The organism is Chelatococcus sp. YT9 (assembly GCF_018398315.1).
In the GTDB taxonomy this organism is placed as follows: domain Bacteria; phylum Pseudomonadota; class Alphaproteobacteria; order Rhizobiales; family Beijerinckiaceae; genus Chelatococcus.
This window is the reverse complement of sequence record NZ_JAHBRW010000001.1, coordinates 1,829,866-1,854,216: the sequence shown is the minus strand read 5'-3', so window position 1 is coordinate 1,854,216 and position 24,351 is coordinate 1,829,866. Positions and strand designations below refer to the sequence as shown.

The window sequence follows — 24,351 nt, the reverse complement described above, 5'->3', positions numbered from 1 at the left end:
ACGGTACTGGTCGTCCGCGCCGCTCCGTAGCCCTCCTCCTCAATCCAATTTGAGATAACCGATCCACCGGGGTCATCCCGGCCTCGCGCCGGGGATCCCGATTGTCAAAGTCCAGACGCTATGTGTCCGGATGGCCAAGACAAGTCCGGCCATGACAACGAAGCCCCATCGGTTCAATTGGATCGGAGAATTCTGTGGCGCCCTGTCTTGCAATCTGGGGCTTGCCGCCTGCCCGGCAAGACCTCACTGCATGATGCGCAGGGTGGAAGCGCCAACCTTGGTCAGGTTGCGCATGCGGGAATCATAGGTAGCCCAGTTCACCCGGCTCTTGCGGCGGCCACTCTTGCCGCGCGCGACTGGCCCGATCGCGCCGACGACCGGGTCACCAAAGGTGGGTGTTGGGACCTCCCCCGTAACGGGATATCCCTGCGCGGTCAGGATCGCGCGCACGCGCTGACAATAGTGCACCGAGCGATAGGAGAAGCGTGTCTCCCCGTGCCCTGCTCGGTATTTCATGACTGTCGTGCAGATGTCGCCGCCCGCGAGCTTCCAGGCGCCGGTGAGATAGGTAACGCCATAGCGGATGTTGGTGGCGGGTTCGGCGAGTTCCGCGAGCGAGCCGCTGAAGCCGAGCATCCGTGCGGTCGAGGGCAACACCTGCATCAGCCCGACTTCACCGTAGCTGCCCGAAGCAGAGATATTATAGGCGCTCTCAACCTCCGCGACCGCGTCCGCGATCTGGGGCGGCAAGCCTGATTTCAACGCCTGCTCGCGCACGAGGGCGCGCAATCGCACCTTGTCCCGGCCGGGCGAAGGAACGGAGGCTTCTGCCGGAGCCACCGATTTCGGCACAGGCGCAACTGCAGCTTCACTCGGCGCCGACTTGGGCGACTGGCCACTCTCGGGCGCGGCAAGCGCTTTCCCCATGCCAAAGGCAGCGACGGTCAAAACGACAGCGGTGATACCGATCCTGACCACCATGAACTGTTCCTCTTGCCGGAAGCCCCGGCCGGGGAGCGGTACGGCGCGCTCTCTCATGCGCAATAAAAGCTTATCGTAATATGACGATGAAATATAAATTCATTGGAAACACAGCCGGAAGCTCATCCTCCCTGGCGAGATTGAGCGTGCCCGCGCCCTCCTCCAGGAATAAGGACAGCTTCACGAGCTCCCCCAAAGAAAAAAGGCCGCTGTCCATCGACAACGGCCTCATGCGCTTTGCCGGACATGCTTCCGGGATCAGAACAGGGAGAGCGGCCATACGCTCCGCGACGAGGCCTCGCTTGCGTCCTTCGCGGGCAGTTCCGCGCGCTTGTCGGTCGCGCCGGCCTTTCCGCTATTCGACGATTGCTGCCGTTGCGGCGGCAGTGGCGCTGCAGCAGGCACCGTCTGCGAGAGAGCTTCCGCCGCTGGCGCCGCAGGTTTTGCTGGCGCCGAATCCGCCCAGGACATCACGCGCTGGAACAATGACTTCTTGGGGGCAGCGCTTTCGGTCGCGCCGGCAGAGGCGAGAACCGGCGCGGGCACCGCTGCCTCGTCACGCGCGGTGGACGACGTCGAGACCACATCGTTCGCTGTGGGTTTGGCAGGCGCAAGGGCAGCCACAGCGGTGACCGGCTGAGTAGGCTTCGGGGCGACGCCCTCCTCCAGCACGATCTCCTCTGGCCCGTTCAACAACGCTTCAGGGCGGCTCACATTCTCAAGAGGCTTGGCGCTGCTGCGCGCGGCGAACATCATGACGCCGCCATCCGAACCGCCGAAGTTGTTGGACGCAGAACTGAAGGACTTGTGCTGCCCGCCATCCTGATAAACAAGGCGGACGGCCGCCGTGCCCGAGCGAACCAGTTCGGCGACCTTGGCGTCATCCCGCTGCTGCTTGGCCTTGACGGCCGAAGCGACAGCTTCGTCCTCACGCAAGGCGGGGCAAGGCGCGACGGGGTCAAGCCGGATACCGCTCGCCGAGACAGCGTTGAAGACATACTGGCGGCCGCAGACGCCGACTTTCGGCTCCTCGCGCGTCACTTCAAAATTATCCGAACCGCGCTTCAACATCTGCCAGAAGGCAATGTTGGGATCCTTGCGGTGCTTGGCCATGTTCTCCGGCGTCATCCGGAAGGGATAGGCCTGGAACTGGAACGAGCGCTGACCGCCACTGAAGGCCTCGCGTCCGAGCGCATAAATCTCGGCGATCTGCTCATCCGTCATGGAGTAGCAGCCGCGTGACGAGCACGCGCCATGAACCATGAGGAATGAGCCAGTGCGGCCGTTGGCGCGGTCATAGGTGTTGGGGAAGCCCGTATCGAACGACAGGAAGAAGTTCGAGTTGGGATTCATCTGCGCGGGCGTGATGTTGTAGAAACCCTCCGGCGCCTGCCGGTCGCCTTCACGCACCTTCGGGCCGAGCTGTCCCGACCAGCGGCAGATGGGATATGTCTTCAGTAGCGCGTAGCGGCCGGTGTTGTCCTTCTTCCAGACCTCGAGTTCCGCTTCCTTCTTGTAGGCGCGGATGAGAATAGGAGAAGACTTCGTCATGCCCTTCTCGGACATGAGCGCCAGCGTGGCTGCCGGCAGCGGAGCGTTTGCACGGGCGCTGCGATTGTAGCCGTTTCCGTCCTGGCACGAGGCTAGGCCCAATCCCACGACGGCGATCAATGCGACGCGCTTGAACATCAGCCATCCAATCATTCGACCGGTCAACAAAGGTCACCGGTTGTTAGCTTTTACGCCCGGAAGCGTTACCCCAATCTTACCAAATTAAGGCAAACCAGTGGCACTTCCTGGGTCGGCACGCTAGCGAACAGACGACTCGGCTTCATCTTTCCGCACTCTGACGGATTTAGAAAGGTTTCACAACCGCCTGCCGATGGCCAGGAATTTCTCAGCCCGCCGGTCGCGGATTTCCTCCGGCGACAGGCCCGACAGATCCTGGAAACTGGCCGCGATCGCATCGCCGGTCGACGCAATCGCATGGGCCGCATCCCGGTGGGCGCCACCAGACGGCTCAGCGATGATTGCGTCGATGACGCCGAATTTCAGAAGGTCCTGCGCGGTGATCTTCATTCCGGTCGCAGCATCCTGAGCGCGGGAAGAGTCGCGCCAGAGAATGGACGCGGCACCTTCCGGCGAGATCACCGAATAAATCGAGTGCTCCAGCATGAGCACCTTGTTGGTGGTAGCGAGCGCGATAGCACCACCGGAGCCGCCCTCACCAATAATGACGGAAACGCTCGCAGTGGGGAGCGCGAGACAAGCCTCCGTCGACCGGGCAATGGCTTCGGCTTGACCACGCTCCTCGGCGTTAATGCCGGGATAAGCGCCCGCCGTGTCGACGAAGGTGATGACCGGCAACGAAAAGCGTCCGGCGAGCTCCATCAGGCGTACAGCCTTGCGATAGCCCTCGGGCTTCGCCATGCCGAAATTATGGCGGATGCGTTCCTCGGTATTGGAGCCCTTCTCCTGGCCGATCACGCATACGCTTTCGCCCCGGAAGCGACCGAACCCGCCGACGATGGCCTCATCCTCACCGAACTTGCGATCGCCCGCGAGAGGGGTGAAGTCGTCGATTAAGGCGGTGCAGTAATCGATGAAATGCGGCCGCTGCGGATGGCGCGCCACGAGCGCCTTCTGCCAGGGGGTCAAGGCGGCATAGAGCTCGTCCAGCGCGCGCGAGGCCTTGGCCTCTAACCGGCCAATCTCCTCGCCAATGGCGACCGCGTCGCCGGACTGGGCTAACGCTCGCAGCTCCTCGACCTTGGCTTCGAGTTCAGCAACGGGTTTTTCAAAATCGAGATAGCTGCGCATCAACTCACAATAGGGGTCAGCAAAGCCCTTCAACACCCCGAGATCGAAGGGCCGAACACAGCCTCCGTCACAGGGGCCGGCGAAGGCCGGACCTTGGCGTCAGGAAGGCTGCAAGTCAATATCCCGCCGTCCACCGACATCGGTTGCCCCAGCGCGCCCGTGCGCCACCGCACGCATACCCGCTTCATGGCGACATATCCGAGGTTCGATGCGCGGCTCGCACGCGTCCGGTGGGCACGGGCGGGCCGGGCGTCGGCAAGAGAACTGGGCTGAGGCTCCGTGAGCGGCGGACCTTGCGCACCATGACAGGCCGGTGGAGCTGCTTGGTCGCCTCCATGACATGGACGCCAGCGAAGGGCAGTGAGAGCCGTGCACCCGCCCGCTCCCATGCAACCGCCGCGCGCAGGAACAAACGGCCGCGCAAGGGAGGCACATAGAGCGCCTCTCCCCAGTTCTCAGGGGAAAACAGGCTGCGTCTAAGGAGCCCCGTGAGCTGCGAACGGCTGTAAGGCAGCCCCTGTCCGAAGGGGGTCGTGTCCATGCGCGCCCAGAGACCGCGCCGGTTGGGCACCACAACGATCATCCGCCCGCCCGGCGTCAGGATGCGCCACACTTCCGATAACAGATCCTCCGGCGCGTCGCTCGTCTCCAGCGCATGCACGATGATGACCCTGTCGATCGACGCATCGAGCAGCGGCTGCATGGCGGGGTCCACGAGCGCTGACGAGGAAATGCCATTCGGCGGCCAGTTCACCACCCCCTGCATGGCGGGCATGAAGGCAAGCGTCCGTTCCATGCGAGGGCGGAACGCCGTGAGGTAAGGCGTCGCATAGCCAATACCGAGGAGCCGTTGCCGGGGCATGTCGCCCCAAAGGCTGTCAATGGCGCGCCCTACCAATCGGCGGGCAACCACACCGAGCGGCGTCGCGTAGAAGCTCTTCAGATCGACGACATCGACAGGCATGGCCTCTCCCACAGTCCCTGAAGGTTGCCAGGGCGCGTCCGGCTATCAATGGGGCTGACGGCCGGTATGCGCAAGCGGCACTCTGGTCTTGCCCTCCGCCGCACATATCGCCATTTTCGCGCTAAGCCCGCGAGGCATGATCGCGGCTATAATTGCTCTTCGCGCTACCGGCGCAATCCCCACCCAGCCCCATGAGGTCGCCGATGCCTGCCCTGATCGAGGTGTTTCCCTGCCGCAGCGACAACATCGGCGTGCTGATCCATGATCCCGCGAGCGGCGCGACGGCCGCCATCGATGCGCCGGAAGCCGACCCCATCTTGGAGGTCCTCGCCGCCAGGAACTGGTCGCTGACGGATGTCCTGGTCACGCATAAGCATGCCGACCACGTCGAAGGTATCCTGCCGCTCAAGGACCGCTATGATCTCACCGTCACGGGCCCGGGCGCCGAGGCCGACGCCATTCCAGGGCTCGACGTCGCCGTGCATGAAGGCGACGTGGTGAAAGTCGGCACGCTTGAGGCCAAGGTCATCGCCACGCCCGGGCACACCGCCGGCCATATCGCCTACTGGTTTGCGAAGGAGGAGGCGCTGTTCGCCGGCGACACCCTGTTTGCGCTCGGCTGCGGTCGTCTCTTTGAGAACTCGCCTGAGGAGATGTGGCAATCCCTCCAGAAGCTCGCCGCCCTTCCGGATGCCGCCCGCCTCTATTGCGGCCACGAATACACGCAATCCAACGCCCGCTTCGCGCTGGCCGTCACCCCGGACGATCCCGCCCTGCAGAAGCGAGCCGCCGCCATCGATGCCCTCCGTGCCGCTGGCAAGCTCACCATCCCTTCGACGCTTGGTGAGGAAAAGGCGACGAACCCCTTCCTGCGCGCGAACGAGCCCGCCTTGGCGAAGGCCGTGGGCCTCGAAAACGGGCGTGCCGCCGAGGTCTTCGCCGCTCTGCGGCGGTGGAAGGACAAGTTCTGAAGCGGCGCTCGGCCTGACGGAAAGAATCCCGCCCGCTCTGCCGACGCTGATCAGCTTTGCCGACTGCGCATTGGCTTCCGGCTTGCAGCGGGACGGGATGCCACGAAAGCGCCGAATACGATCAGCGCGCAGGCAATCGCCAATGCGATGGTGGCCTCGGCAAAGCCGAGTGCGACGAGGAGGAGGGTTGAAATCACCGGCGTCGCATAGGCGGCAACCCCGAGAAATCCGATATCGCCCCGCTTCACACCGAAATCCCAGCAGTAGAAGGCGGCGCCGAGCGGCCCGATGCCGAGAACCACAATTGCCAGCCATTGCCACCAGAATTCCGGCCATATCGTCACCTCGAACGCGAGGTGGCACAGGGCGCTCAGAAATGATGTGGCAAGGCAGAAACCGGCGACCGCATCCGTCGGAACCGTCCCGAAGGCACGCGACACCAGGGAATAGATCGCCCAGATCACGGCGGCGCCCAAGGCCGAGAGATATCCCGGGACATAGGCCCCGCTGAAGGACAGGTCCTGCTTGCTGAAGATGAGGACGAGCACGCCGCCGAAGCCGAGGATGGCGCCGAGAACCTGGGCCGGCCGCAGCTTCTCGCCCGGGAGCAACGACGAGAACAAGACGATGAGCAAAGGCCAAAGATAGTTGATCAGTCCCGCCTCCGCCGGCGGCGCGATGCGTAGTGCGGCAAAATAAAGGGCGTGGTAGCCGAAAAGGCCGCTGACGCCGACGAACCAGACCCGCCACGGCTGTCGCAACGCGGCGATGCCGGAGGGCTTTATGATCCAAGAGGCGCAACCGAGAAGGCCGCCGAGGGCGAAAGTCATGGCTGCGAGCTGAAACGGCGGCACTTGGCCGGATGCCGCCGTCAACGCGGCGAGAAGTGACCAGAGAGCAATGGCACCCAGGCCGATCCGGGTCGCCCCCGTCAACGCGATCATGCCTGCCACCCCCGCGATCCCCGCGCCTGGAACATTTTGCTGCCGTTGAATCTGGCTGGGAACAAAAGGTCCAGAGCCGTCACGATAGAGGACGTCCGCGCGCAGAACCGCCTGCAGCTTCTGGGCGCGACACTCTAGCGTGGCTTATGCATCAAGGATCAGCCGTTGGCTATATATTGGGCACCGTTGATGGTCAGGACCGAGCCGGTCATGAACGCGGCCTTGTCCGACGCGAGAAACACGACGGCAGCGGCGATTTCCTCCGCCTTGCCAAGCCGGCCAGCAGGAATGCCCGAAACGATCTTGGCGAGAGTGTCTGCCGGAACTGCTGCCACCATATCGGTGTCGATGTAACCCGGGCAAATGCAATTCACCGTGACGCCCTTAGGAGCATTTTCAAGCGCAAGCGCCTTGGTGAAACCGATGACACCGGCCTTCGCGGCCGAATAGTTCACCTGACCTACCTGCCCCTTCTGGCCATTGATGGAGGAAATATTGATGATGCGCCCGAACCCGCGGGTGCGCATACCTTCGATCACGGGCTTGGTCATGCAGAACATGCTGTTCAAATTGGCGTGGATGACCGCCGACCACTGCTCGTAGCTCATGCGGTGGAACATGCTGTCCCGGGTGATGCCTGCATTGTTCACCAGGATCTCGACCGGGCCGAGATCTTCGGCAACGCGGTTCAGTCCAGCGGTACAAGCCTCGGGATCACCGGCGTCCCATCGGTAGCTCTTGATACCAGTCTCAGCGGAGAAGGCACTCGCAGCCTGCTCATTTCCAGCAAAGGTCGCAGCGACTCTGTAGCCGTCAGCGTGAAGCGCCTTAGAGATCGCGGCGCCGATGCCACGAGTGCCGCCTGTGACCACCGCTACCTTGGACATGAGTACCTCCCACAATCGATTCTTGTGAACGCCAGCTGTCAGACATACTCACCATGCCTGGCGCCGGAAGTTGCCGACGCCAGGCCGATTGGGCGATCGCCCGGAGAGTGGGCGCCCAAGCCCAAACGCGGGGCTTATCGCTCCACCGTCAAAGCAATCCCCATGCCGCCGCCGATGCAGAGCGTGGCAAGGCCCTTCTTGGCATCACGCCGGACGAGTTCATGCAGCAGCGTCGTCAGGATGCGCGCGCCCGACGCCCCGATCGGATGACCGATGGCGATGGCACCGCCGTTGACATTGACCTTACTGGTATCCCAGCCGAGATCCCGGTTGACGGCGATGGCTTGTGCCGCAAAGGCCTCGTTAGCCTCGATGAGATCGAGGTCGTCCACCTTCCAGCCGGCTTTGGCGAGGGCCTTGCGCGCCGCCGGGATGGGCCCGGAGCCCATGACGGCCGGCTCGACACCCGCCGTGGCCCAGGACACGATCCGCGCCAGCGGCTTCAAGCCGCGCTTCTCGGCAGCCGCCGCGCTCATCAGCACAAGCGCCGCCGCGCCGTCGTTCAGACCTGACGCATTAGCCGCGGTGACAGTGCCCTCCTTCGAGAAAGCCGGGCGCAGCTTGGCCATAGCTTCGAGCGTGGCGCCATCACGAATATACTCGTCGGTGTCGACCACGATGTCGCCCTTCCGCGAGGCGACGGTGACCGGCGCGATCTCATCCTTGAAACGGCCCTCCTTCTTCGCGGCCTCGGCCTTGTTCTGCGAGGCGACCGCGAAGGCATCCTGCTCCTCGCGCGAGATCTGCCATTTGGTCGCGACGTTCTCGGCAGTTACGCCCATGTGATAGCCGTGGAAGGCATCCCAGAGCCCGTCCTTGATCATCGTGTCGACGAATTGAATGTCCCCGAACTTGGTGCCGGCGCGCATATGCGCGGCGTGCGGTGACAGGCTCATCGATTCCTGGCCGCCAGCGACGATGATGTCCGCATCGCCATTGGCGATCTGCTGCAGGCCGAGGGCAACCGCGCGCAGGCCCGAGCCGCAGACCTGATTGAGCCCCCAAGCGGTTTTCTCAACGGGAATGCCGGCCTTCATGGCCGCCTGACGGGCCGGGTTCTGGCCCTCGCCCGCTGCAAGTACCTGGCCAAGAATCACCTCATCCACCTCGTCGGCGGCAACGCCGGCCTTGCCAAGCGCTGCGGTGATCGCAGTGGCACCCAGCACGTGGGCCGGCAACGATGCGAAAGACCCGTTAAACGAGCCCACGGGCGTGCGTGCCGCTGCAACAATGACGATATCGTCCGAGGCCATCCTCAGTCTCCTGTTCTGTCGGCGAGCCCCGCGAGAGATCGCAGTGCTCTTCTCTTATAGATGCTATTTGGCTGGCGCATTTGACAGGCGTCAAGCATATCAGCTTCACACCACGAGCCGATCCTCTCAGTGTGCATCGCAAACAAATGAGTTTCCGATGCCCATATAACGTCATATCCTTCTCATGGGCGGAGCTGCGACGCACAAGAGGCTTAAGTAGGGCAAAAAGCTCAAGGATACAGCCGTTGTAGCTAAGGTTGACAGGGAATCGGACAAAGGCAGCCATGGCGAATGAAACCAAGCCGGTCGTCATCAAGAAATACGCTAATCGACGCCTCTACCACACGGGCAGCAGCACCTATGTGACGTTGGAAGATCTGGCCAACATGGTCAGGACCGGTGAAGATTTCGTCGTTTATGATGCGAAAACGAGCGAGGACATTACCCGCTCCGTATTGACCCAGATCATTTTCGAGGAAGAGAACAAACACGGTGAACACCTTCTTCCCGTAGCTTTCCTCCGGCAGCTCATCCGCTTCTATGGCGACAGCATGCAGGCACTCGTGCCGCGCTATCTCGAGTTTTCGATCGATAACCTGACGCGGGACCAGCAGAAGCTGCGGGAGACGATGAGCCAAACATTTGGACCCGCCGCGGCCTTTCAGGCGATGGAGGAGCAGGTTCGCGCCAACATGACAATGTTCAGCGAGGCCCTGCGTCTTTTCACGCCGTTCTCAGGCGGAGCCGGAATTCAGCCGAGCGCCTCAAACGCCGCGCCCCCGACACCCAAAGCGCCCATGGACGAGGACGATCTCGGCGAGCTCAGACGGCAGGTATCGGAAATGCAGGCCAGGCTCGATCGGATCGGTAAGGATTGATCGAACCGGCCCGGTCAAGATCCGATCGCCTGGTTACCTGGGATGTACCTGGCCCCTGCCAGGCCAGCGCCGGGCCAAAGATCGGATCGCTCGGGCAATCCGCGATCAGGACCTCCCTGACGCAGGTGAGCGCGGGAGAGATGTCTCTGGCTAATCCGCAATGGCAGGATTTGTGGGCTAGCTTGCCCGCAAATCAACGAGGGGCGGCAGGACACGGCGACGGCGTGCGGTGGAGAGCTGCGGCCCTTCATCCCATAATGCGGCGGGGCCGATGTAGTCCCCCTGAAGGTAGGTCACGCCCCAGTCGGCCAGAATTGATGCCGTTTCCCGGTCCTCGACCCATTCCGCTACGGTGGCGATGCCGAGGTGCTGTGCAAGTTCAACCAAGGTGCGTGTGAAGAAGCGATCTTCCCGCGACCGGGAAAGATTGCAGACAAAGCTGCCATCGATCTTGAGGATATCGACTGGGAAGCTCCTGAGATGTCTGAAGGAGGTATGCCCGGAACCGAAATCATCGATAGCGATGGTCACTCCGAGAAGCTTCAGCGTGGCCAGTCGCCCCTGCACGATATGCGGATCATCGATCGCTGCAGTTTCGGTCAACTCGACGATGAGCCGCTGCGCGACCGACGGATTTGCGCCGAGATGGGCCGTAAAAGCCGCCCAGGTGTCGTTGGTTCGCAGTGTCAAAGGAGAGATGTTGATCGCGAGCCGTGCGGTCGGCGCCTTGATGAGGTGGTTTACCGCCAGTTGGAGAACACGGTAGTCGAACAGCGGGATGACCCCGTGGCGCTCGGCGAGCGGGACCGCTTCAGCCGCACCCATGATGGTGCCGTCTGCAAGCCTGATGCGTACGAGGGCCTCGTGGAAGGCAAGCTCATGGGTTTTGGCAGAGACCACGGGCTGGCCAGCGAGCATGACCTGCTGCTCGTTGAGCAGCCGGACAGGATCCACCAACGTACCGAGCTCCGGCGAGGTGACCACTGCCGGCGCCGCGACTTCCTGGTCGGCGATGACCTGGGTCACGAGCGCGAACTCAGCGGATCGCCGGCCATCAGCGAACCGCTGCTTGGCCGACCGCAAGGCATCGCTGGCATGGTGCAGGAGGGCCTCCACGCTGCAGCCCTGATCAGGAACCTGCGCAGCGCCCATGCGCACCCTGAGCTGGACCGCGCCGCGCCTTGTATTGGCGGGGGTAGCCTCCACGGCACGCGCCATACGTTCGGCAATGCCACGCACCTGCGCGACGGGGCAGCCGCGCAGCAACACCGCGAATCGGTTGCTCGCGTGGCGGATGATCTGGTCACGGCGACGCGCGACCTTGCCGACCCGGCCGGCGACAATGTTCAGCGCTTCGTCCGCTGCATCGGACCCGAATCTGCCGTTCAAATCATCGAGATTATCGAGGGCCAGAACGAGAAGGGTGAAAGAAACGCCGCTGCGTCCCGCCTCACTCATGCCGGAAGCCAAGGCCTCGGCCAGGTGAGCCCAATTCGTCATCACGCCGGCAGCCCCCGCATCAGGCGGGCACTCCGACTGCAGATCCCTCATTTGCGCCTTCTGCGCCATTCCGATCCGCCTTGGAAGCCCTGAAACAGGCCACTCTTTTCGATCTTGGGAACGGCCACGCCGGTTCGCGCGCTCCGTACCCCGCGTTCTGGGTCACTATAGCGCATGCTGTTTGGAATTGGTTAATGAAACGTCAAGAAATGAAAGGGTTGCCGGCAAATTTACACAATCTACTATAGCGAGCAGGTGAGCGAAATTGCACGCAGGGCACCACGGCAGCAGCCAATGCAGCTCGCATAAGCAAAAAGCCCGGCAGAGCCGGGCCTTTACGAAGAAGCAGGACGCTATCCTTATCAGGCTTCGGCGCGTGCCTTAAGAACCTGACGGCCCCGGTACATGCCGGTCTTGAGGTCGACATGGTGCGGACGACGCAGCTCGCCAGAATCCTTGTCCTCGACATAGGTCGGCTGCTTCAGAGCGTCGGCGGACCGGCGCATGCCACGCTTCGATGGCGATGTTTTTCTTTTCGGAACGGCCATGACAAACTCCGCGCGATGAGCCGTGGATAAGCGCGAGCGGCTTCAGGCTCCCGGATCATCCAGCAATCAAAAGGATGCGGGCTTATACAGGGTCAGGCGCGCGCTGGCTAGCCCCTATGAGAGATTTAAAACCCTGGTCGGCGGAAATGCGGCCGGGCTCACGACACGCTCGACATCCGTGTCCGGATCTCCCATCAGCCAGAGGGATCGAACTTCGCTGAGATCACAGGTGCGTGCAAGAAATCGTCGCGCCGGGCATGCGCGCGCCGATGCGACCGGCGTAGACGGACATGTAGCGGCTTGGACGGCGGGCGTCGCGTTGAAGCGGGTTCGGGAGCGCCGCCGCGAGCAAGGCCGCCTCGCGCCGCGACAACTGCTTCGCCGCCTTACCGAAATAATGCCGCGCCGCCGCCTCGGCCCCGAAGATCCCCTCGCCCCATTCGGCAACGTTGAGATAGACCTCCATCGTGCGCGGCTTTCCCCAGACGATATCGACCATCATCGACAGCGGGATTTCGAGACCCTTGCGGATGTAGGATCGGCCGGGCCAGAGGAAGACGTTCTTCACGGTCTGCATGGTGATGGTCGACGCACCGCGTGCTGGTCCGTCATCCCCCGCACCATCGAGAACATCGTTCAACGCGACCCAGTCCACCCCGCCATGGCTGCAGAAGCGCGCGTCCTCCGCAGCGACGACAGCCCTGACAAGCTCCGGTGATATGCTCTCGAGCGGCACCCATTGCCGGTCGACCGGGGCCAGCGCGATCCACCGCCCGATCATCAGTGTCGATACGGGAGGTACGAAACGATAAAGCAATGCGATGACGACGGGCAGCGCCAGGATGATGAAGACAACGCGCCAGACCATGCGGCGAATGGGAAAGCGGCGCCTGGATCTGCGTGTTTTCGTCGGGCTCGTGGCAGCCTCCACTACATCCGACGTCGCTGCCTTCTGCACATGCAAGCGCGCACCTCCCAATGTGATCAGCGCCAGGCCCCGCCGATCGCGAACGCCGCCTCCGGATGATACGAATTGTCGTCGCAGCTTAGCCCAGACAAGCTACCGAAAAACAGACCGAACTGACGTAAGGGGCTGCAAAATTCCGTCAGGCATGCGAAGGACGGGCCATGCGGAATGAGGACACGCAAGGGAGCACGACTTGCAGCAGGACAGCCATGTCGCATTCGCGGATCGCCTGACGCAGGTCGCTGCGGGCGTGGAGAAGGCCCTTGCCGGCTTTCTCGCGCCTCAAGCTCGCGAAGGTGAGATCGCTCGCCCCGAACGACTGATGGCCGCGATGCGCCATGCTGTCCTTGGGGGCGGCAAACGGCTGCGCCCTTTCCTCGTCATCGAGGCAGCGCGGCTTCTCGGGCGTGACATGGACCATGTGATGAACGCGGCCTGCGCAGTGGAAGTGCTGCATTGCTATTCCCTCGTCCATGACGACCTGCCCGCCATGGATGATGATGACCTCCGGCGCGGCCGCCCGACCGTCCATGTCGCCTTCGACGAGGCGACCGCAATTCTCGCGGGAGACGCCCTGCTGACGCTGGCCTTCGAACTCGCGGCGACGCCGCATGCCCCCGAGGATGCGCAGGTCCATCTTGAGCTCGTGCGTGGGCTTGCGCGGGCCGCAGGGCTCGGTGGGATGGTCGGCGGTCAGGTCCTCGACCTCACGGCGGAAGGGCGCTACGGCGACGGCCCGCCCGGCGAGGCTGGCATCCGCACCCTGCAGGCCATGAAGACCGGCGCGCTGCTCGCCTTCTCCGTGGAGGCTGGCGCCATTCTCGGTCGCGCAACTGCGAGGGAACGAGGCGCACTGGCAGCTTATGGCAAGGCGCTCGGCGCAGCCTTCCAGATCGCCGACGACGTGCTTGATCGGGAAGCCGACGAGGTTGCGATGGGCAAGCGCACGGCCAAGGACGCCGGCAAGGGCAAGGGAACCCTCGTGGACATACTGGGTTTGCCGGCCGCGCGAGCTCAGCGGGACGCCCTCGCCGCGGAGGCGATCGCGGCGCTCTCCGGCTTCGGCCCCCAGGCGGACATCCTGCGCGACGCGGCCCGTTTCACCGCGCAGCGGCAGACTTGATCACACCGATACCTGGGTGCCGACCTCGACGACCCGGCCCGTCGGAATCTGGAAAAAGTCCGTCGCGTCGCTGGCGTTGCGCGCGAGCGCTATGAAAAGTTTGTCCTGCCACAAGGGCATGCCCGACTGGGCGGCAGGCCGGATGGAACGGCGTGAGAGGAAAAACGATGTCGACATGATGTCGAACTTGAAGCCGAGCTTGCGCAGGATGGCGAGGCCACGGGGCACGTTCGGCATTTCCATGTAGCCGAATTTCATCTCGATCCGCCAGAAGCTGTCTGTCAGATGCTCGACGGCGACGCGCTCGGCGTTGCTCACGCGCGGAGTGTCAGCCGTGCGCACTGTCAGGACTACGTTCTTCTCATGCAGAACTTTGTTGTGCTTCAGGTTGTGCAACAAGCTCGAAGGCGCTGTGTCCGGATCGCTGGTCAGGAAAACCGCCGTGCCCTTGACCCGGTGCGGAGGGCTCTTCTCCAGCATGTTGATAAGCTCGGTCAGCGGCACATCCGTCTTGCGGGTCTTCGAGAAGAGAATCGCGCTACCCCGCACCCAGGTCCACATGATGAGGATGAGCACGGCCGCCATCATCAGCGGCACGAAACCTCCCGAGAATAACTTCAGCAGGTTGGCGGAGAGGAAAGCGAGATCGATGGTCAGGAAGGGTGCCATCAGCGCGAAGGCAGCCATGAAAGCCCAGCGCCAGCCCTTCCAGATAAAGATGATGGCCAGAATGCCGTCGACCACCATCGCCCCAAACACGGAGATGCCATAGGCGTGGGACAAAGCGCTTGATGTGCCGAACATGACGACGAGAAGCAGTACGCCGATCAGAAGCAGCGAGTTGACACGCGGGATGTAGAACTGCCCCGAATGCGACGCGGAGGTGAAACGGATCAACATGCGTGGCAGCAGACCGAGCTGGATCGCTTGGCGCGTCAGCGAGAACGCTCCGGTGATAACCGCCTGGCTGGCGATGATCGTGGCCAGGGTCGCCAAGCAGATGAAAGGTACCAGGAGCGCCTCCGGCACCATGCGATAGAACGGGTTGTCCGCCGCCGCCGGATTGCTCAGGACAAGCGCGCCTTGTCCGAAATAGTTGAGCACCAGTGCGGGAAACACGAAGCAGAGCCAGGCCGCCCGTATCGGCCCGCGTCCGAAATGCCCGAGATCGGCATAGAGCGCCTCCGCACCTGTCACGGACAGACAGACGGCGCCGAGAATGAAGAGCGCGATACCGGGGTGATGCACGAGAAAGGCAATGCCGTGGATCGGGTTTATCGCCCGGAAGACATCCGGATCATCGGCGATATGGATGAGCCCGAGCCCGGCAAGGCTCAGAAACCACAACGCCATGATCGGCCCGAAGAGCGCTGCGACTTTTCCCGTTCCGCGGCTCTGGACCGTGAACAGGGCGACCAGGATCAAGAGCGTGATCGGGACGACATAGGGGTCGAGCTCAGGGGTGGTGAGCTTGACGCCCTCCACTGCCGATAAAACCGAAATCGCCGGCGTGATGACGGCATCGCCGTAAAAGAGGGCCGCTCCCAGCGCGCCGAGCATGAGGACGGCCATCCGGCCTTTTCGTATGCTGCGCTGAACAAGGGCCACCAGCGTGAGCGTGCCACCCTCACCGTTGTTATCCGCTCTCAGCAGGACCAGCACATATTTGAAAGTCACAACCAGGATCAGCGACCACAGGATCAGCGACAGGACGCCGAGCACAGTCTCTCGCAGCGTCACCGCCGAGCCCCCGGTCGCGACCGCGATCGCTTCGCGCATCGCATAGAGCGGGCTGGTGCCGATATCGCCGAAGACGACCCCGACCGCACCCAACATCAATATGGGAAAGGACGCCGAATGGGACTGGCCTTCGCCATCATCGGCATCGGGGACGGCGTCGGCGCCGTCCCGCTCTCTCAACGCCACATCCTTATGCATGGAGACCTGCCATGGTGTCGGCTTCTGGCAGGAATACCCGATGGCCCATCATCTCACCCGAGCCCCTCGGTGCATCTGCAGCGGACCGGAACCGGCAACGCATGACGCATCAACGCCCAAGCTTGAACACAGTTCCCACGACTGCCAGCGAACCCACATAGGCACCCCACCCGCGAAAATCGACCGAACCAATTCCGTGCCTCGTGCTCTCGCCGGCCACGGAAGACACGCCCTATTCGGCCGCGCGCCTCTCGCCGGTGCCGAAGCGCCGCTCGATATAGTCGGAGACAAGAGCCTTGAAGTCGGCGGCAAGCGTCGGCCCGCGCAACGTCATGGCCTTGGCACCGTCGATGAAGACGGGAGCGGCGGGCATCTCGCCCGTTCCCGGCAGCGAAATACCAATATCGGCGTGCTTCGATTCGCCGGGACCGTTGACGATGCAGCCCATGACGGCGACGTTCAGCGCCTCCACACCGGGATAGCGCGCCTTCCATTCCGGCATGGACGTGGAGATCCATGTCTGTATGTCACGCGCCAGTTCCTGGAAAACGGTCGAGGTGGTCCGCCCGCAACCCGGACAAGCCGCCACCAGCGGCACGAAGGTGCGGAAGCCCATTGTCTGCAGGAGTTCCTGCGCCGCCTTCACCTCCAGCGTGCGATCCCCACCAGGTTCGGGCGTCAGGGAGAAGCGAATAGTATCGCCAATGCCGTCCTGCAAAAGAATGCCAAGGGCGGCTGACGACGCCACGATGCCCTTGGAGCCCATGCCCGCTTCCGTAAGGCCGAGATGGAGCGCATAGTCCGAACGGCGGGCAAGCTCACGGTAGACGGCGATCAAGTCCTGGATGGCAGATACCTTCGCGGACAAGATGATGCGATTGCGGGGCAAGCCGATCTCCTCGGCCCTCTCCGCCGAGATAAGCGCCGACTGGATCATTGCCTCCTGCGTCACGGCGCGAGCCGGCAACGGACGGGCGGCCGCGGCATTCTCGTCCATCAGCCGGGTGAGGAGTTCCTGGTCGAGCGAGCCCCAGTTGGCGCCGATCCGCACCGCCTTGCCGCGTCGAGCCGCCTCCTCGACGATCATGCCGAACTGCCGGTCCTTCTTCTCCTTGAAGCCGACGTTGCCTGGATTGATGCGATATTTATCAAGCGCCTCGGCGCAAGCGGGATGGTCGGCCAGCAGCTTGTGCCCGATGAAGTGAAAGTCGCCGACGATCGGTACATTGACGCCGCGCGCGCGGAGCTTGTCGCGGATGTGCGGGACGGCGCGCGCCGCCTCATCGCGGTCAACGGTGATACGCACGAGCTCAGATCCCGCGCGCGCCAGCGCGGCAACCTGCGCCACCGTACCGTCGATATCGGCGGTGTCGGTATTGGTCATGGACTGGACGGCGACAGGGGCGCCGCCGCCCACCATCACGTTCCCAACGGTCACCCCGACCGTGCGGTGGCGCGGCTTCGGACCACTCAGTTCAGGCATAGCTTCGGGTAGGGCCATCAGGGCGGAACTCATGGGTGGACACTCTTATCCGCCGGCGCGGAGCACTTCAAGGCGCAGGTGCGACAGCCTTGGAGGTTCACGCCTTCGCACCACAATGACCACAGAGGCCGGTGATCTCGATCACCTCGGCGCGCGGCGTGAACTGCGCTTTGCGGCGGATGCCCTGCATGGCGGCGCTCAGCTCGGGTGAGGATACCTCGTCGACCCCGCCGCAACTCTCACAGATCAGAAAGATCACGAGTTCGTCGGTGGCATGCTGGTGCGGGCAGGCGACAAAGGCATTCTGCGTGGCGAGTTTGTGAATGAGGCCGTGTTCGAGGAGAAAGTCCAGCGCCCGATAAACGGTGATCGGCGCCATCCGTCGTTCGTGACGCCGGGCCAGATCCTCGACGAGATCATACGCGCCCAAGGGGCGATGGGTAGCGAGCAACGTTTCCAGAACCTCGCGACGGATAGGTGTCAAACGCACGCCAAGGCGCTCGCACAGGGCCTCGGCCGCAGCGAGCGCCTGCGGCGCCTCGGCCGCACGCACCTGCGCGTGGTCGCAACCATGCCCGTGAGAGTGACCATGAGCATCGCCATGGCCTTGCAGATGGCCGTGGCCGGGATGTCCCGCATCGTCCGGGCGGAGACCCGTTCGGGATGGAGACCTCGTCCCAGACACCGCGTTCTTGGAAATCGCGTTCTTGGAAATCGTCACTGCCGGCAATCTCACCTCGCTTGCCGCTGTCCCGCCACCGCTGCCGTCTGCCCGCGGCCTCGAAGCCGCCGGTCCGATCATACCGGCTAGCGCCGCCGGGCTCCAGTATCTCGCCACTTGCGTATCACGGACCGTGCGTCACGCGCCAGTGTGGCCGGGTTCGACCCTGCCTCACCTCCATACATCGTGACGCTCGCCAGCAACTTGAAGGGGCCTTACGACTGCCCTGTGACAATGGCTTCATGCAAGAGTGATAGAGCCTCTGCGCTTTGCAGTTGCGTCGCAGCATGCGAGTAGTATGGCTTGGCAGCTGTTAAGGCTTGGCAGCCGGTTGAATACCCTCGAAGAGCTTCCTTCCCTTCGCCTCAAGATCACGCTTTGATTTTCCCTGAGGAGTAACATCATGTCACTGAAATCGCGGACGGCTGTCGTGACCGGGTCAACGAGCGGGATCGGCCTTGCCATTGCTCGTGCTTTCGCGAGCGACGGCGCCAATGTGGTGATCAACGGTTTCGGCGACGCCGCGGCGATCGAGAAGGAGCGCAGCGGCATCGAGAAGGACTTCGGCGTCAAGGCCGCGTATGTCGCAGCCGACCTCACCAAGGGTGAGGAATGCGCCAAGCTGATCACCGAGGCGGAGAAGACCTTCGGCGCGGTCGATGTGCTCGTGAACAACGCCGGCATCCAGCACGTGGCACCGATCGAGGAATTCCCGCCGGAGAAGTGGGACATGATCATCGCCCTCAACCTCTCCGCGGCTTTCCATGCCACTCGCGCCGCCGTGCCGGGGATGAAGGCGCGCAAATGGGGCCGCATCATCAATACCGCCTCGGCTCATGCCCTTGTCGCCTCGCCCTTCAAATCGGCCTATGTCGCGGCCAAGCATGGCATCGCCGGCCTTACAAAGACGGTGGCGCTCGAAACAGCGACCTTCGGCATCACCTGCAACGCGATCTGCCCCGGCTATGTCTGGACACCGCTTGTCGAAAAGCAGATCCCGGACACGGCCAAGGCACGCGGGCTGACGGAAGAGCAGGTTAAACGCGACGTGCTGCTCGCCGCCCAGCCCACCAAGGAATTCGTCACGGTGGAAGAGGTGGCGGCGCTCGCGCTGTTCCTCACGTCCGATGCGGCGCGGTCGATCACCGGGTCGCTGCAGCAGATCGATGGCGGGTGGGTCGCTGAATAGCGGACGGGTATGATGACGCGCCCAGCACCACAAGCGGCGCCTGCGGGTGCGCTGCATAGCGTGCTCTATATGCCGGCCAGCAATCGCCGCGCGATCGAGAAGGCGCGGTCGCTCAAGGCCGATGCGATCATCCTCGACCTCGAGGATGCGGTGGCACCGGCCATGAAGGCTGCGGCGCGTGGAGCGATGCGAGAGGTTCTCGGCCCCGAGGGCCTGCTCGCCGGGCTCCGCGTCATCCTGCGCATCAATGGCCTCGACACGGATTTCGGGATCGAGGACGTCGCGGCGCTCGCCGACGCACCGTATTGGCCCGAGGCGGTGCTCATCCCCAAGGTGTCCGGGGCGGATGATCTCCTGCGCGCCCGCAAGGTCCTTAGCCAGGCGGGCGCGCCAGCCGAGCTGGCCTTGTGGGCGATGATCGAGACGCCGGCAGGCCTCCTGAACCTGCGCGAAATCGTCATGTCTGCGCCGGAAACAGGTCTTACGTGCCTTGTCGTCGGGGCTAACGACATCGCCAAGGAAACCCGCCTGCGCGTCGGGCCGGGTCGTGCGACCCTCCTGCCCTTGCTGTCATCGATCGTGGTCGCCGCGCGCGCTGGCAACCTTGCCGCCCTGGACGCGGTCTATAACGTGATCGGAGATACGGAAGGCTTCGCGGCAGAATGTGCCCAGGGCCGCGACCTGGGCTTCGATGGCAAGACGGTGATCCATCCGAGCCAGATCGCTCCCGCCAAGGCGGCCTTCGCTCCCTCTGCCGAGGAGATCGCCGAGGCAGAGGCAATCATTGCCGCCTTCGCGCTCCCTGAGAACGCGGGTGCCGGCGCCATCTCGCTCGAAGGGCGGATGGTCGAACGGCTCCATCTTGTCATGGCCGAGCGAATTCTGTCCGAGCGGTAGCCCCACCGGCGCGTCGCTATCGCAGGACACGGAAAAGATGGCCGTGACGCCTTTCGGGTTCCTTTCCTTTGAGGAGGAAGGCAGTCCCGCGCCAGCGAGACGTCGGGCGAGCACATGCCGGCGGACGTGCGCGGAGGCTGCATGCCCAGCCTGCGCCTGCGACGCCACTTCCCTCGAGAGAAGGGATCAGCGCCGCGCGCATTACCGAAAGTTGCGCCCGATAAGGAGCGTCTCTTGATTACGCGCCTTTCTTGGCGCGCTCGATGGCCTTGCGAATGAGATCCTTTGCCTCGTCAGCATCGCCCCAGCGCGAGATCTTCACCCATTTGTTGGGCTCGAGATCCTTGTAGTGCTCGAAGAAATGCTCGATCTGCTTCAACGTGATGTCGGGCAGGTCACTGTAGTTCTGCACCCGATCGTAGCGCTTCGTCAGCTTCGGCGCGGGAACCGCGATGATCTTCTCGTCGCCGCCGGATTCGTCCTCCATCAGGAGAACTCCAACAGGGCGGCAAGCCATGACCGCACCCGGGATGATCGCACGCGTATTGGCAATCAGCACGTCGCAGGGGTCGCCATCGTCCGACAGGGTGTGCGGAATGAAGCCGTAATTGCCGGGGTAGCGCATTGCCGTGTAGAGGAAGCGGTCCACAACCAGGGTTCCGGCCTCCTTGTCGAGCTCATACTTGATAGGCTCGCCGCCGATAGGCACCTCAATCACAACATTGATGGTATCGGGGGGATTGGAGCCGATCTTGACGGCATCGAGACGCATAGGGACCTCTTACGCATTGTTGCATTGCACCATGTCGGCGTGCGTTCATAGCCGCCCGCCCCATGGGGCCGCAAGCCCCGAATAGCCAGCCAATCGAATTTGAAACGTCGAGCCAACCTGGAAGGCGACGGCTCAGCGTAGCCGGGCACCGCGCCGTGCTCCGGCAGCTCTAAGGAAAAGTGAAGGCCACTTTCTCCAGCGTGACCCCGCTGAAACGCACCGGAGCCGTTCCGGCACGCCGGCCACCCAACCGTTCGTAGAACGTACAGGCCCGCGCATTGTCAGCCAGCGCCCAGACCACCAACCCCTTGAGGCCGCTGGACGCGAGATCTCGGCGTGCCGTGGCAAACAGTCGCGTGCCAAGGCCGAGCCCCTGGAACAATGGATCGAGATAGAGCTCGTCGATCTCGCCGCGCTGGGTCATGTTCAGCGTGCGGCTTGGACCATAGCTCACATAGCCGCCGATGCGGTCTCCAAGATCGAGAACAAGTAGGGGACGTTCACGGCGGATCATGGCCGACCACCAGACCGGCCCGCGCTTGGCTATCATGCGTTCAAGCGCCAGACCCGGGAGGACGCCGCGGTAGGCTTCCCTCCAGGCTGCGTCATGCACGTCCGTGAGACCCGGCACATCGGCGGGGACTGGACGACGGACACTGACGACGAGCTCACCCATAACAATGATCCTAAGGCCATATCGGGGTCTGCGACAAGGGCCGTAAAAGGGGGTAGCGGCGACTTGACTAAAATCCCCTTCACAACATTGAGAAACGCGAGGCGAATGCTCAGATTGCACGGGGACTGGCGCAAGGGGAAATATCTTTCTCCCATGCCGCATCCCCATTCCCTGGACCGGCGGTGATTGCCGGTTCGCCAACGGCCTGCTATGGGCGAGGCCATAGAGGCTGATTTCGAGGATCCGTGCTCAACCGATTACTGAAGCCTGAATTGCGCTACGCCCGGCGCATGGCCCGCATCGCCCGATGGGACCGTCCGCTTGGCGGGCTCCTCGACCGCGCGAACGCTTTCGCCAGCATGCTGTTCGTCGATCACGGCATCTTCCGCGTTATCTATCTCAACCGTCACCGCGTGACCGACCGCTTCTGGCGAGCGGCGCAGCCCACGCCAGCACAATTGCGCGCCATCGCCCGGCAGGGGATAAGGACGATCATCAATCTGCGTGGAGGACGCGACTATGGCTCCTGGCCGCTCGAGCGTGACGCCTGCGCGGCGGCCGGTCTTAGCCTGAAGGAGTTCGTGCTGCGTTCGCGCGAGGCGCCGGACAAGGAAACCCTGTTCGCCGCGCGCGACCTGTTGGCGGACCTCGAGTATCCCGTACTCGTCCACTGCAAGTCCGGTGCCGACCGCGCTGGCTTCATGGCCGCGCTTTTCCTTCTGATCGCCGAAAAGAAGCCCGTTGCTGAAGCCAAGCGCCAGCTCTCAGCCCGCTATGGCCATTTCCGTTTCGCCAAAACGGGCATTCTCGACGCCTTCCTCGATCTCTACGAACGCGAAGGAGAAGCCAAGGGCATCGACTTCTTCACCTGGGTGGACAAGCACTACGACCCAGAGGCGCTGAAGCGCGATTTCAAAACACGCTTCTGGTCCGACATGGCTGTCGACCGCCTGCTGCGTCGCGAGTAGTCATTACGCCGGCTGCGTCTCACCATCATCAGCCAGCTGCAGCCGATGGAAATTGGCATAAAGGCCGCCGGCTGCGACCAGATCGTCATGGCGGCCGGTTTCGGCGATCCGTCCCCGATCCATCACCACGATGAGATCAGCCTGCCGCACCGTCGAAAGCCGGTGGGCTATGACCAGCGTCGTGCGGCCCTGCATCAGCTCCGCAAGAGCGTCCTGCACGAGCCGCTCAGATTCCGCATCGAGTGCCGACGTCGCCTCATCGAGAAGCAGGATCGGCGCATTCTTGAGAATGGCGCGGGCGAGCGACAGCCGCTGGCGCTCGCCGCCGGAAAAGCGCGAGCCGCGATCGCCCGCGCGCGTCTCGTAACCCTCCGGCAGCCGCATGATGAAGTCGTGTGCCGCTGCGGCGCGGGCCGCGGCCTCGATCTCCGCGTCACTCGCGCCGGGACGGCCAAAGGCGATGTTGGCACGGATGGTATCGTCGAAGATGACCACTTCCTGGCTGACCACGGAGATCGATGACCGCAGGCTCGCCACTGTCACATCGCGGACGTCCTGGCCATCGATCATCACGGACCCGCCCGTGACGTCATAAAGGCGGGGGACAAGCGCCATCAATGTCGATTTGCCCGAGCCGGAACGCCCGACGAGCGCCACCGTCCGACCGGCTGGCAAGGTCAGGCTGATCCCGTCCAGCGCGGAAGCTTCCGCGTTATAGGCGAAGCGCACATCCCGGAAGGCGAGTTCGCCCTTGCCGAGCGCGAGCGGCCTGGCGCCCGGCTTGTCCACGATGGTCGCCTTCTCGTCCATCACGGCATAGAAGCGTTTCAGTGCCGACATCGCTTCCTGGACGATGGCATTGAGATTGCCGAGCGTGCGGATAGGTTGGGCCGCCCAGATTAGAGCGGCGACGAAGCCGGTAAAGTCGCCGACAGTGCTGGTGCCGGCGAGAATGCGCCAGCCGGTGTAGGCCAGCACCGCCGCAATCGCGATCCCCCCAGCGACCTCGAGGAGCGGGTCCAGCCGGGCGCGGGCGTTAGCGGCCTTCATCTTGAGGTCGCGCACCTTCTCAAAGGCCCCGCGCGCCTGGTCCTTGAGGTAACCTTCCAGCCCGAAGGTCTTGGCCACGCGCGCGCCACCCAGGCTCTCCGAGACGAGGCTCGCCATGGTCCCGATCTCTTCCTGGGTCGATGTCGCGACCCGCCGCAGGCGCTTGCCAAGCCTCGCGATCGGCCGGCTGGCGAAAGGCGCGATCGCGCCGGCGAGAAGCGTGAGGACCGGATCGATCCACAGCATCGCGACGACCAGTGCAATCATCGTGGCACCGTCGCGCAGCAACACGGTGAAGACCCGCGCCATCGCCTCCTTGATATAGATGAAATCGGTGCTGAAGCGCTGGGTGAGCATGGCCGGGCTTTCGCGCGAAAGCTGCGCCAGATCGCCGTCGATGAGATGCGCGTAGAGCGCGCTCTGCATGTCGGCCTCGATACGGGTGACCACCTTGTTGGTCAGCACCGTCTGGAAATACATGGCGAAGCCGCGCACAAGGGTCGCGGCGATGACGATCAGTGGGGCCAGCAGCAATGCGCGCTCGTCCTTCGCGGTGAAAGCGTCGAAGGCCTTGGAGATCAGGAGCGGATATGTGCCCGTCGTCGCCGCAATCACCACCACCAAAACCAACGACACGGCCAACGTCAGCCAGTGCGGCTTCACCCACTCGTGCCACAGACGCAAAAGCATCGGAAGGGTATCGCCGGACAACTCGGGCAGCTTGATCGATTTCATGGCGACCGCGCTAGCACACCGCTGGA

Annotated in this window: 23 protein-coding genes; 7 read left to right on the top strand and 16 right to left on the bottom strand. The window is 63.4% G+C overall.

The features are described from left to right. Positions 1-243 precede the first annotated feature (243 nt). The 4 genes from KIO76_RS08365 to KIO76_RS08350 all read right to left on the bottom strand — a co-directional run bounded on the left by KIO76_RS08365 (position 244) and on the right by KIO76_RS08350 (position 4,765). On the bottom strand, positions 244-981 hold the full coding sequence (locus KIO76_RS08365; protein WP_213322574.1) for a lytic transglycosylase domain-containing protein: 738 nt from the start codon (positions 979-981) through the stop codon (positions 244-246). A gap of 258 nt (positions 982-1,239) precedes the next feature. Next, positions 1,240-2,670, bottom strand: a complete 1,431-nt coding sequence (locus tag KIO76_RS08360; protein WP_213322573.1) for a L,D-transpeptidase family protein — start codon at positions 2,668-2,670, stop codon at positions 1,240-1,242. A 177-nt stretch (positions 2,671-2,847) separates the two neighbouring features. Continuing rightward, complete coding sequence (locus tag KIO76_RS08355) at positions 2,848-3,801, bottom strand: acetyl-CoA carboxylase carboxyltransferase subunit alpha (RefSeq protein WP_213325147.1); 954 nt, start codon at positions 3,799-3,801, stop codon at positions 2,848-2,850. Between the two features lie 184 nt (positions 3,802-3,985). Next, positions 3,986-4,765 carry a class I SAM-dependent methyltransferase gene (locus KIO76_RS08350; RefSeq protein ID WP_213322572.1) on the bottom strand — a complete coding sequence of 260 codons (780 nt, stop codon included), beginning with the start codon at positions 4,763-4,765 and terminating at the stop codon, positions 3,986-3,988. Positions 4,766-4,968: 203 nt separating this feature from the next. Here KIO76_RS08350 and gloB point away from each other — a divergent pair, with 203 nt between their 5' ends. Beyond that, on the top strand, positions 4,969-5,736 hold the full coding sequence (gloB, locus tag KIO76_RS08345) for a hydroxyacylglutathione hydrolase (protein ID WP_213322571.1): 768 nt from the start codon (positions 4,969-4,971) through the stop codon (positions 5,734-5,736). 50 nt (positions 5,737-5,786) lie between these two features. Here gloB and yddG read toward each other — a convergent pair whose 3' ends face one another. The 3 genes from yddG to KIO76_RS08330 form a co-directional block, all read right to left on the bottom strand. Beyond that, the gene (yddG, locus tag KIO76_RS08340) at positions 5,787-6,680 is read right to left on the bottom strand and encodes an aromatic amino acid exporter YddG (RefSeq protein WP_213322569.1); all 894 of its coding nucleotides are present in this window, start codon (positions 6,678-6,680) and stop codon (positions 5,787-5,789) included. 158 nt (positions 6,681-6,838) lie between these two features. Beyond that, complete coding sequence (phbB, locus tag KIO76_RS08335) at positions 6,839-7,567, bottom strand: acetoacetyl-CoA reductase (RefSeq protein WP_213322567.1); 729 nt, start codon at positions 7,565-7,567, stop codon at positions 6,839-6,841. A gap of 134 nt (positions 7,568-7,701) precedes the next feature. Then, complete coding sequence (locus KIO76_RS08330; protein WP_213322565.1) at positions 7,702-8,880, bottom strand: acetyl-CoA C-acetyltransferase; 1,179 nt, start codon at positions 8,878-8,880, stop codon at positions 7,702-7,704. A 284-nt stretch (positions 8,881-9,164) separates the two neighbouring features. Here KIO76_RS08330 and phaR point away from each other — a divergent pair, with 284 nt between their 5' ends. Further along, positions 9,165-9,758 (top strand): polyhydroxyalkanoate synthesis repressor PhaR, encoded by a 594-nt coding sequence (gene phaR / locus KIO76_RS08325; protein ID WP_213322563.1) that lies wholly within the window; start codon positions 9,165-9,167, stop codon positions 9,756-9,758. Positions 9,759-9,935: 177 nt separating this feature from the next. Here phaR and KIO76_RS08320 read toward each other — a convergent pair whose 3' ends face one another. From KIO76_RS08320 to mtgA, 3 genes are all read right to left on the bottom strand, one after another. Next, positions 9,936-11,309, bottom strand: a complete 1,374-nt coding sequence (locus KIO76_RS08320; RefSeq protein ID WP_213322561.1) for a bifunctional diguanylate cyclase/phosphodiesterase — start codon at positions 11,307-11,309, stop codon at positions 9,936-9,938. 311 nt (positions 11,310-11,620) lie between these two features. After that, positions 11,621-11,806 carry a 50S ribosomal protein L32 gene (rpmF, locus tag KIO76_RS08315; RefSeq protein WP_213322559.1) on the bottom strand — a complete coding sequence of 62 codons (186 nt, stop codon included), beginning with the start codon at positions 11,804-11,806 and terminating at the stop codon, positions 11,621-11,623. A 223-nt stretch (positions 11,807-12,029) separates the two neighbouring features. Next, the gene (gene mtgA / locus KIO76_RS08310; RefSeq protein WP_213325146.1) at positions 12,030-12,674 is read right to left on the bottom strand and encodes a monofunctional biosynthetic peptidoglycan transglycosylase; all 645 of its coding nucleotides are present in this window, start codon (positions 12,672-12,674) and stop codon (positions 12,030-12,032) included. A 292-nt stretch (positions 12,675-12,966) separates the two neighbouring features. Here mtgA and KIO76_RS08305 point away from each other — a divergent pair, with 292 nt between their 5' ends. After that, complete coding sequence (locus tag KIO76_RS08305; RefSeq protein WP_249729539.1) at positions 12,967-13,896, top strand: polyprenyl synthetase family protein; 930 nt, start codon at positions 12,967-12,969, stop codon at positions 13,894-13,896. On the opposite strand, the gene KIO76_RS08300 is transcribed toward KIO76_RS08305, so the two are convergent. The 3 genes from KIO76_RS08300 to KIO76_RS30895 all read right to left on the bottom strand — a co-directional run bounded on the left by KIO76_RS08300 (position 13,897) and on the right by KIO76_RS30895 (position 17,870). Then, complete coding sequence (locus KIO76_RS08300) at positions 13,897-15,834, bottom strand: potassium transporter Kup (protein WP_249729538.1); 1,938 nt, start codon at positions 15,832-15,834, stop codon at positions 13,897-13,899. Positions 15,835-16,066: 232 nt separating this feature from the next. After that, positions 16,067-17,350 (bottom strand): flavodoxin-dependent (E)-4-hydroxy-3-methylbut-2-enyl-diphosphate synthase, encoded by a 1,284-nt coding sequence (gene ispG, locus KIO76_RS08295; protein ID WP_213322557.1) that lies wholly within the window; start codon positions 17,348-17,350, stop codon positions 16,067-16,069. 64 nt (positions 17,351-17,414) lie between these two features. Beyond that, on the bottom strand, positions 17,415-17,870 hold the full coding sequence (locus KIO76_RS30895; protein WP_291976124.1) for a Fur family transcriptional regulator: 456 nt from the start codon (positions 17,868-17,870) through the stop codon (positions 17,415-17,417). Positions 17,871-18,024: 154 nt separating this feature from the next. On the opposite strand from KIO76_RS30895, the gene KIO76_RS08285 reads away from it, so the two are divergent. The 3 genes from KIO76_RS08285 to KIO76_RS08275 all read left to right on the top strand — a co-directional run bounded on the left by KIO76_RS08285 (position 18,025) and on the right by KIO76_RS08275 (position 20,124). Then, a complete protein-coding gene (locus KIO76_RS08285; protein WP_213325373.1) occupies positions 18,025-18,228 on the top strand; it encodes a hypothetical protein in 204 nt (67 codons plus the stop codon). Positions 18,229-18,441: 213 nt separating this feature from the next. Continuing rightward, on the top strand, positions 18,442-19,227 hold the full coding sequence (locus KIO76_RS08280; RefSeq protein WP_213322554.1) for a 3-hydroxybutyrate dehydrogenase: 786 nt from the start codon (positions 18,442-18,444) through the stop codon (positions 19,225-19,227). A 12-nt stretch (positions 19,228-19,239) separates the two neighbouring features. Further along, positions 19,240-20,124 carry an HpcH/HpaI aldolase/citrate lyase family protein gene (locus KIO76_RS08275; protein WP_213322552.1) on the top strand — a complete coding sequence of 295 codons (885 nt, stop codon included), beginning with the start codon at positions 19,240-19,242 and terminating at the stop codon, positions 20,122-20,124. A 238-nt stretch (positions 20,125-20,362) separates the two neighbouring features. Here the strand turns inward: KIO76_RS08275 and ppa are convergent, their stop codons facing one another. Then, positions 20,363-20,896, bottom strand: a complete 534-nt coding sequence (gene ppa, locus KIO76_RS08270; RefSeq protein ID WP_213322550.1) for an inorganic diphosphatase — start codon at positions 20,894-20,896, stop codon at positions 20,363-20,365. 169 nt (positions 20,897-21,065) lie between these two features. Then, positions 21,066-21,572: a GNAT family N-acetyltransferase gene (locus KIO76_RS08265; protein ID WP_213322548.1), complete on the bottom strand. Its 507-nt coding sequence runs from the start codon at positions 21,570-21,572 to the stop codon at positions 21,066-21,068. A 245-nt stretch (positions 21,573-21,817) separates the two neighbouring features. Here KIO76_RS08265 and KIO76_RS08260 point away from each other — a divergent pair, with 245 nt between their 5' ends. Further along, positions 21,818-22,540 carry a protein tyrosine phosphatase family protein gene (locus tag KIO76_RS08260; protein ID WP_213322546.1) on the top strand — a complete coding sequence of 241 codons (723 nt, stop codon included), beginning with the start codon at positions 21,818-21,820 and terminating at the stop codon, positions 22,538-22,540. A 3-nt stretch (positions 22,541-22,543) separates the two neighbouring features. Here the strand turns inward: KIO76_RS08260 and KIO76_RS08255 are convergent, their stop codons facing one another. Further along, positions 22,544-24,325: an ABC transporter ATP-binding protein gene (locus KIO76_RS08255; protein ID WP_213322544.1), complete on the bottom strand. Its 1,782-nt coding sequence runs from the start codon at positions 24,323-24,325 to the stop codon at positions 22,544-22,546. Between the last annotated feature and the right edge of the window lie 26 nt (positions 24,326-24,351).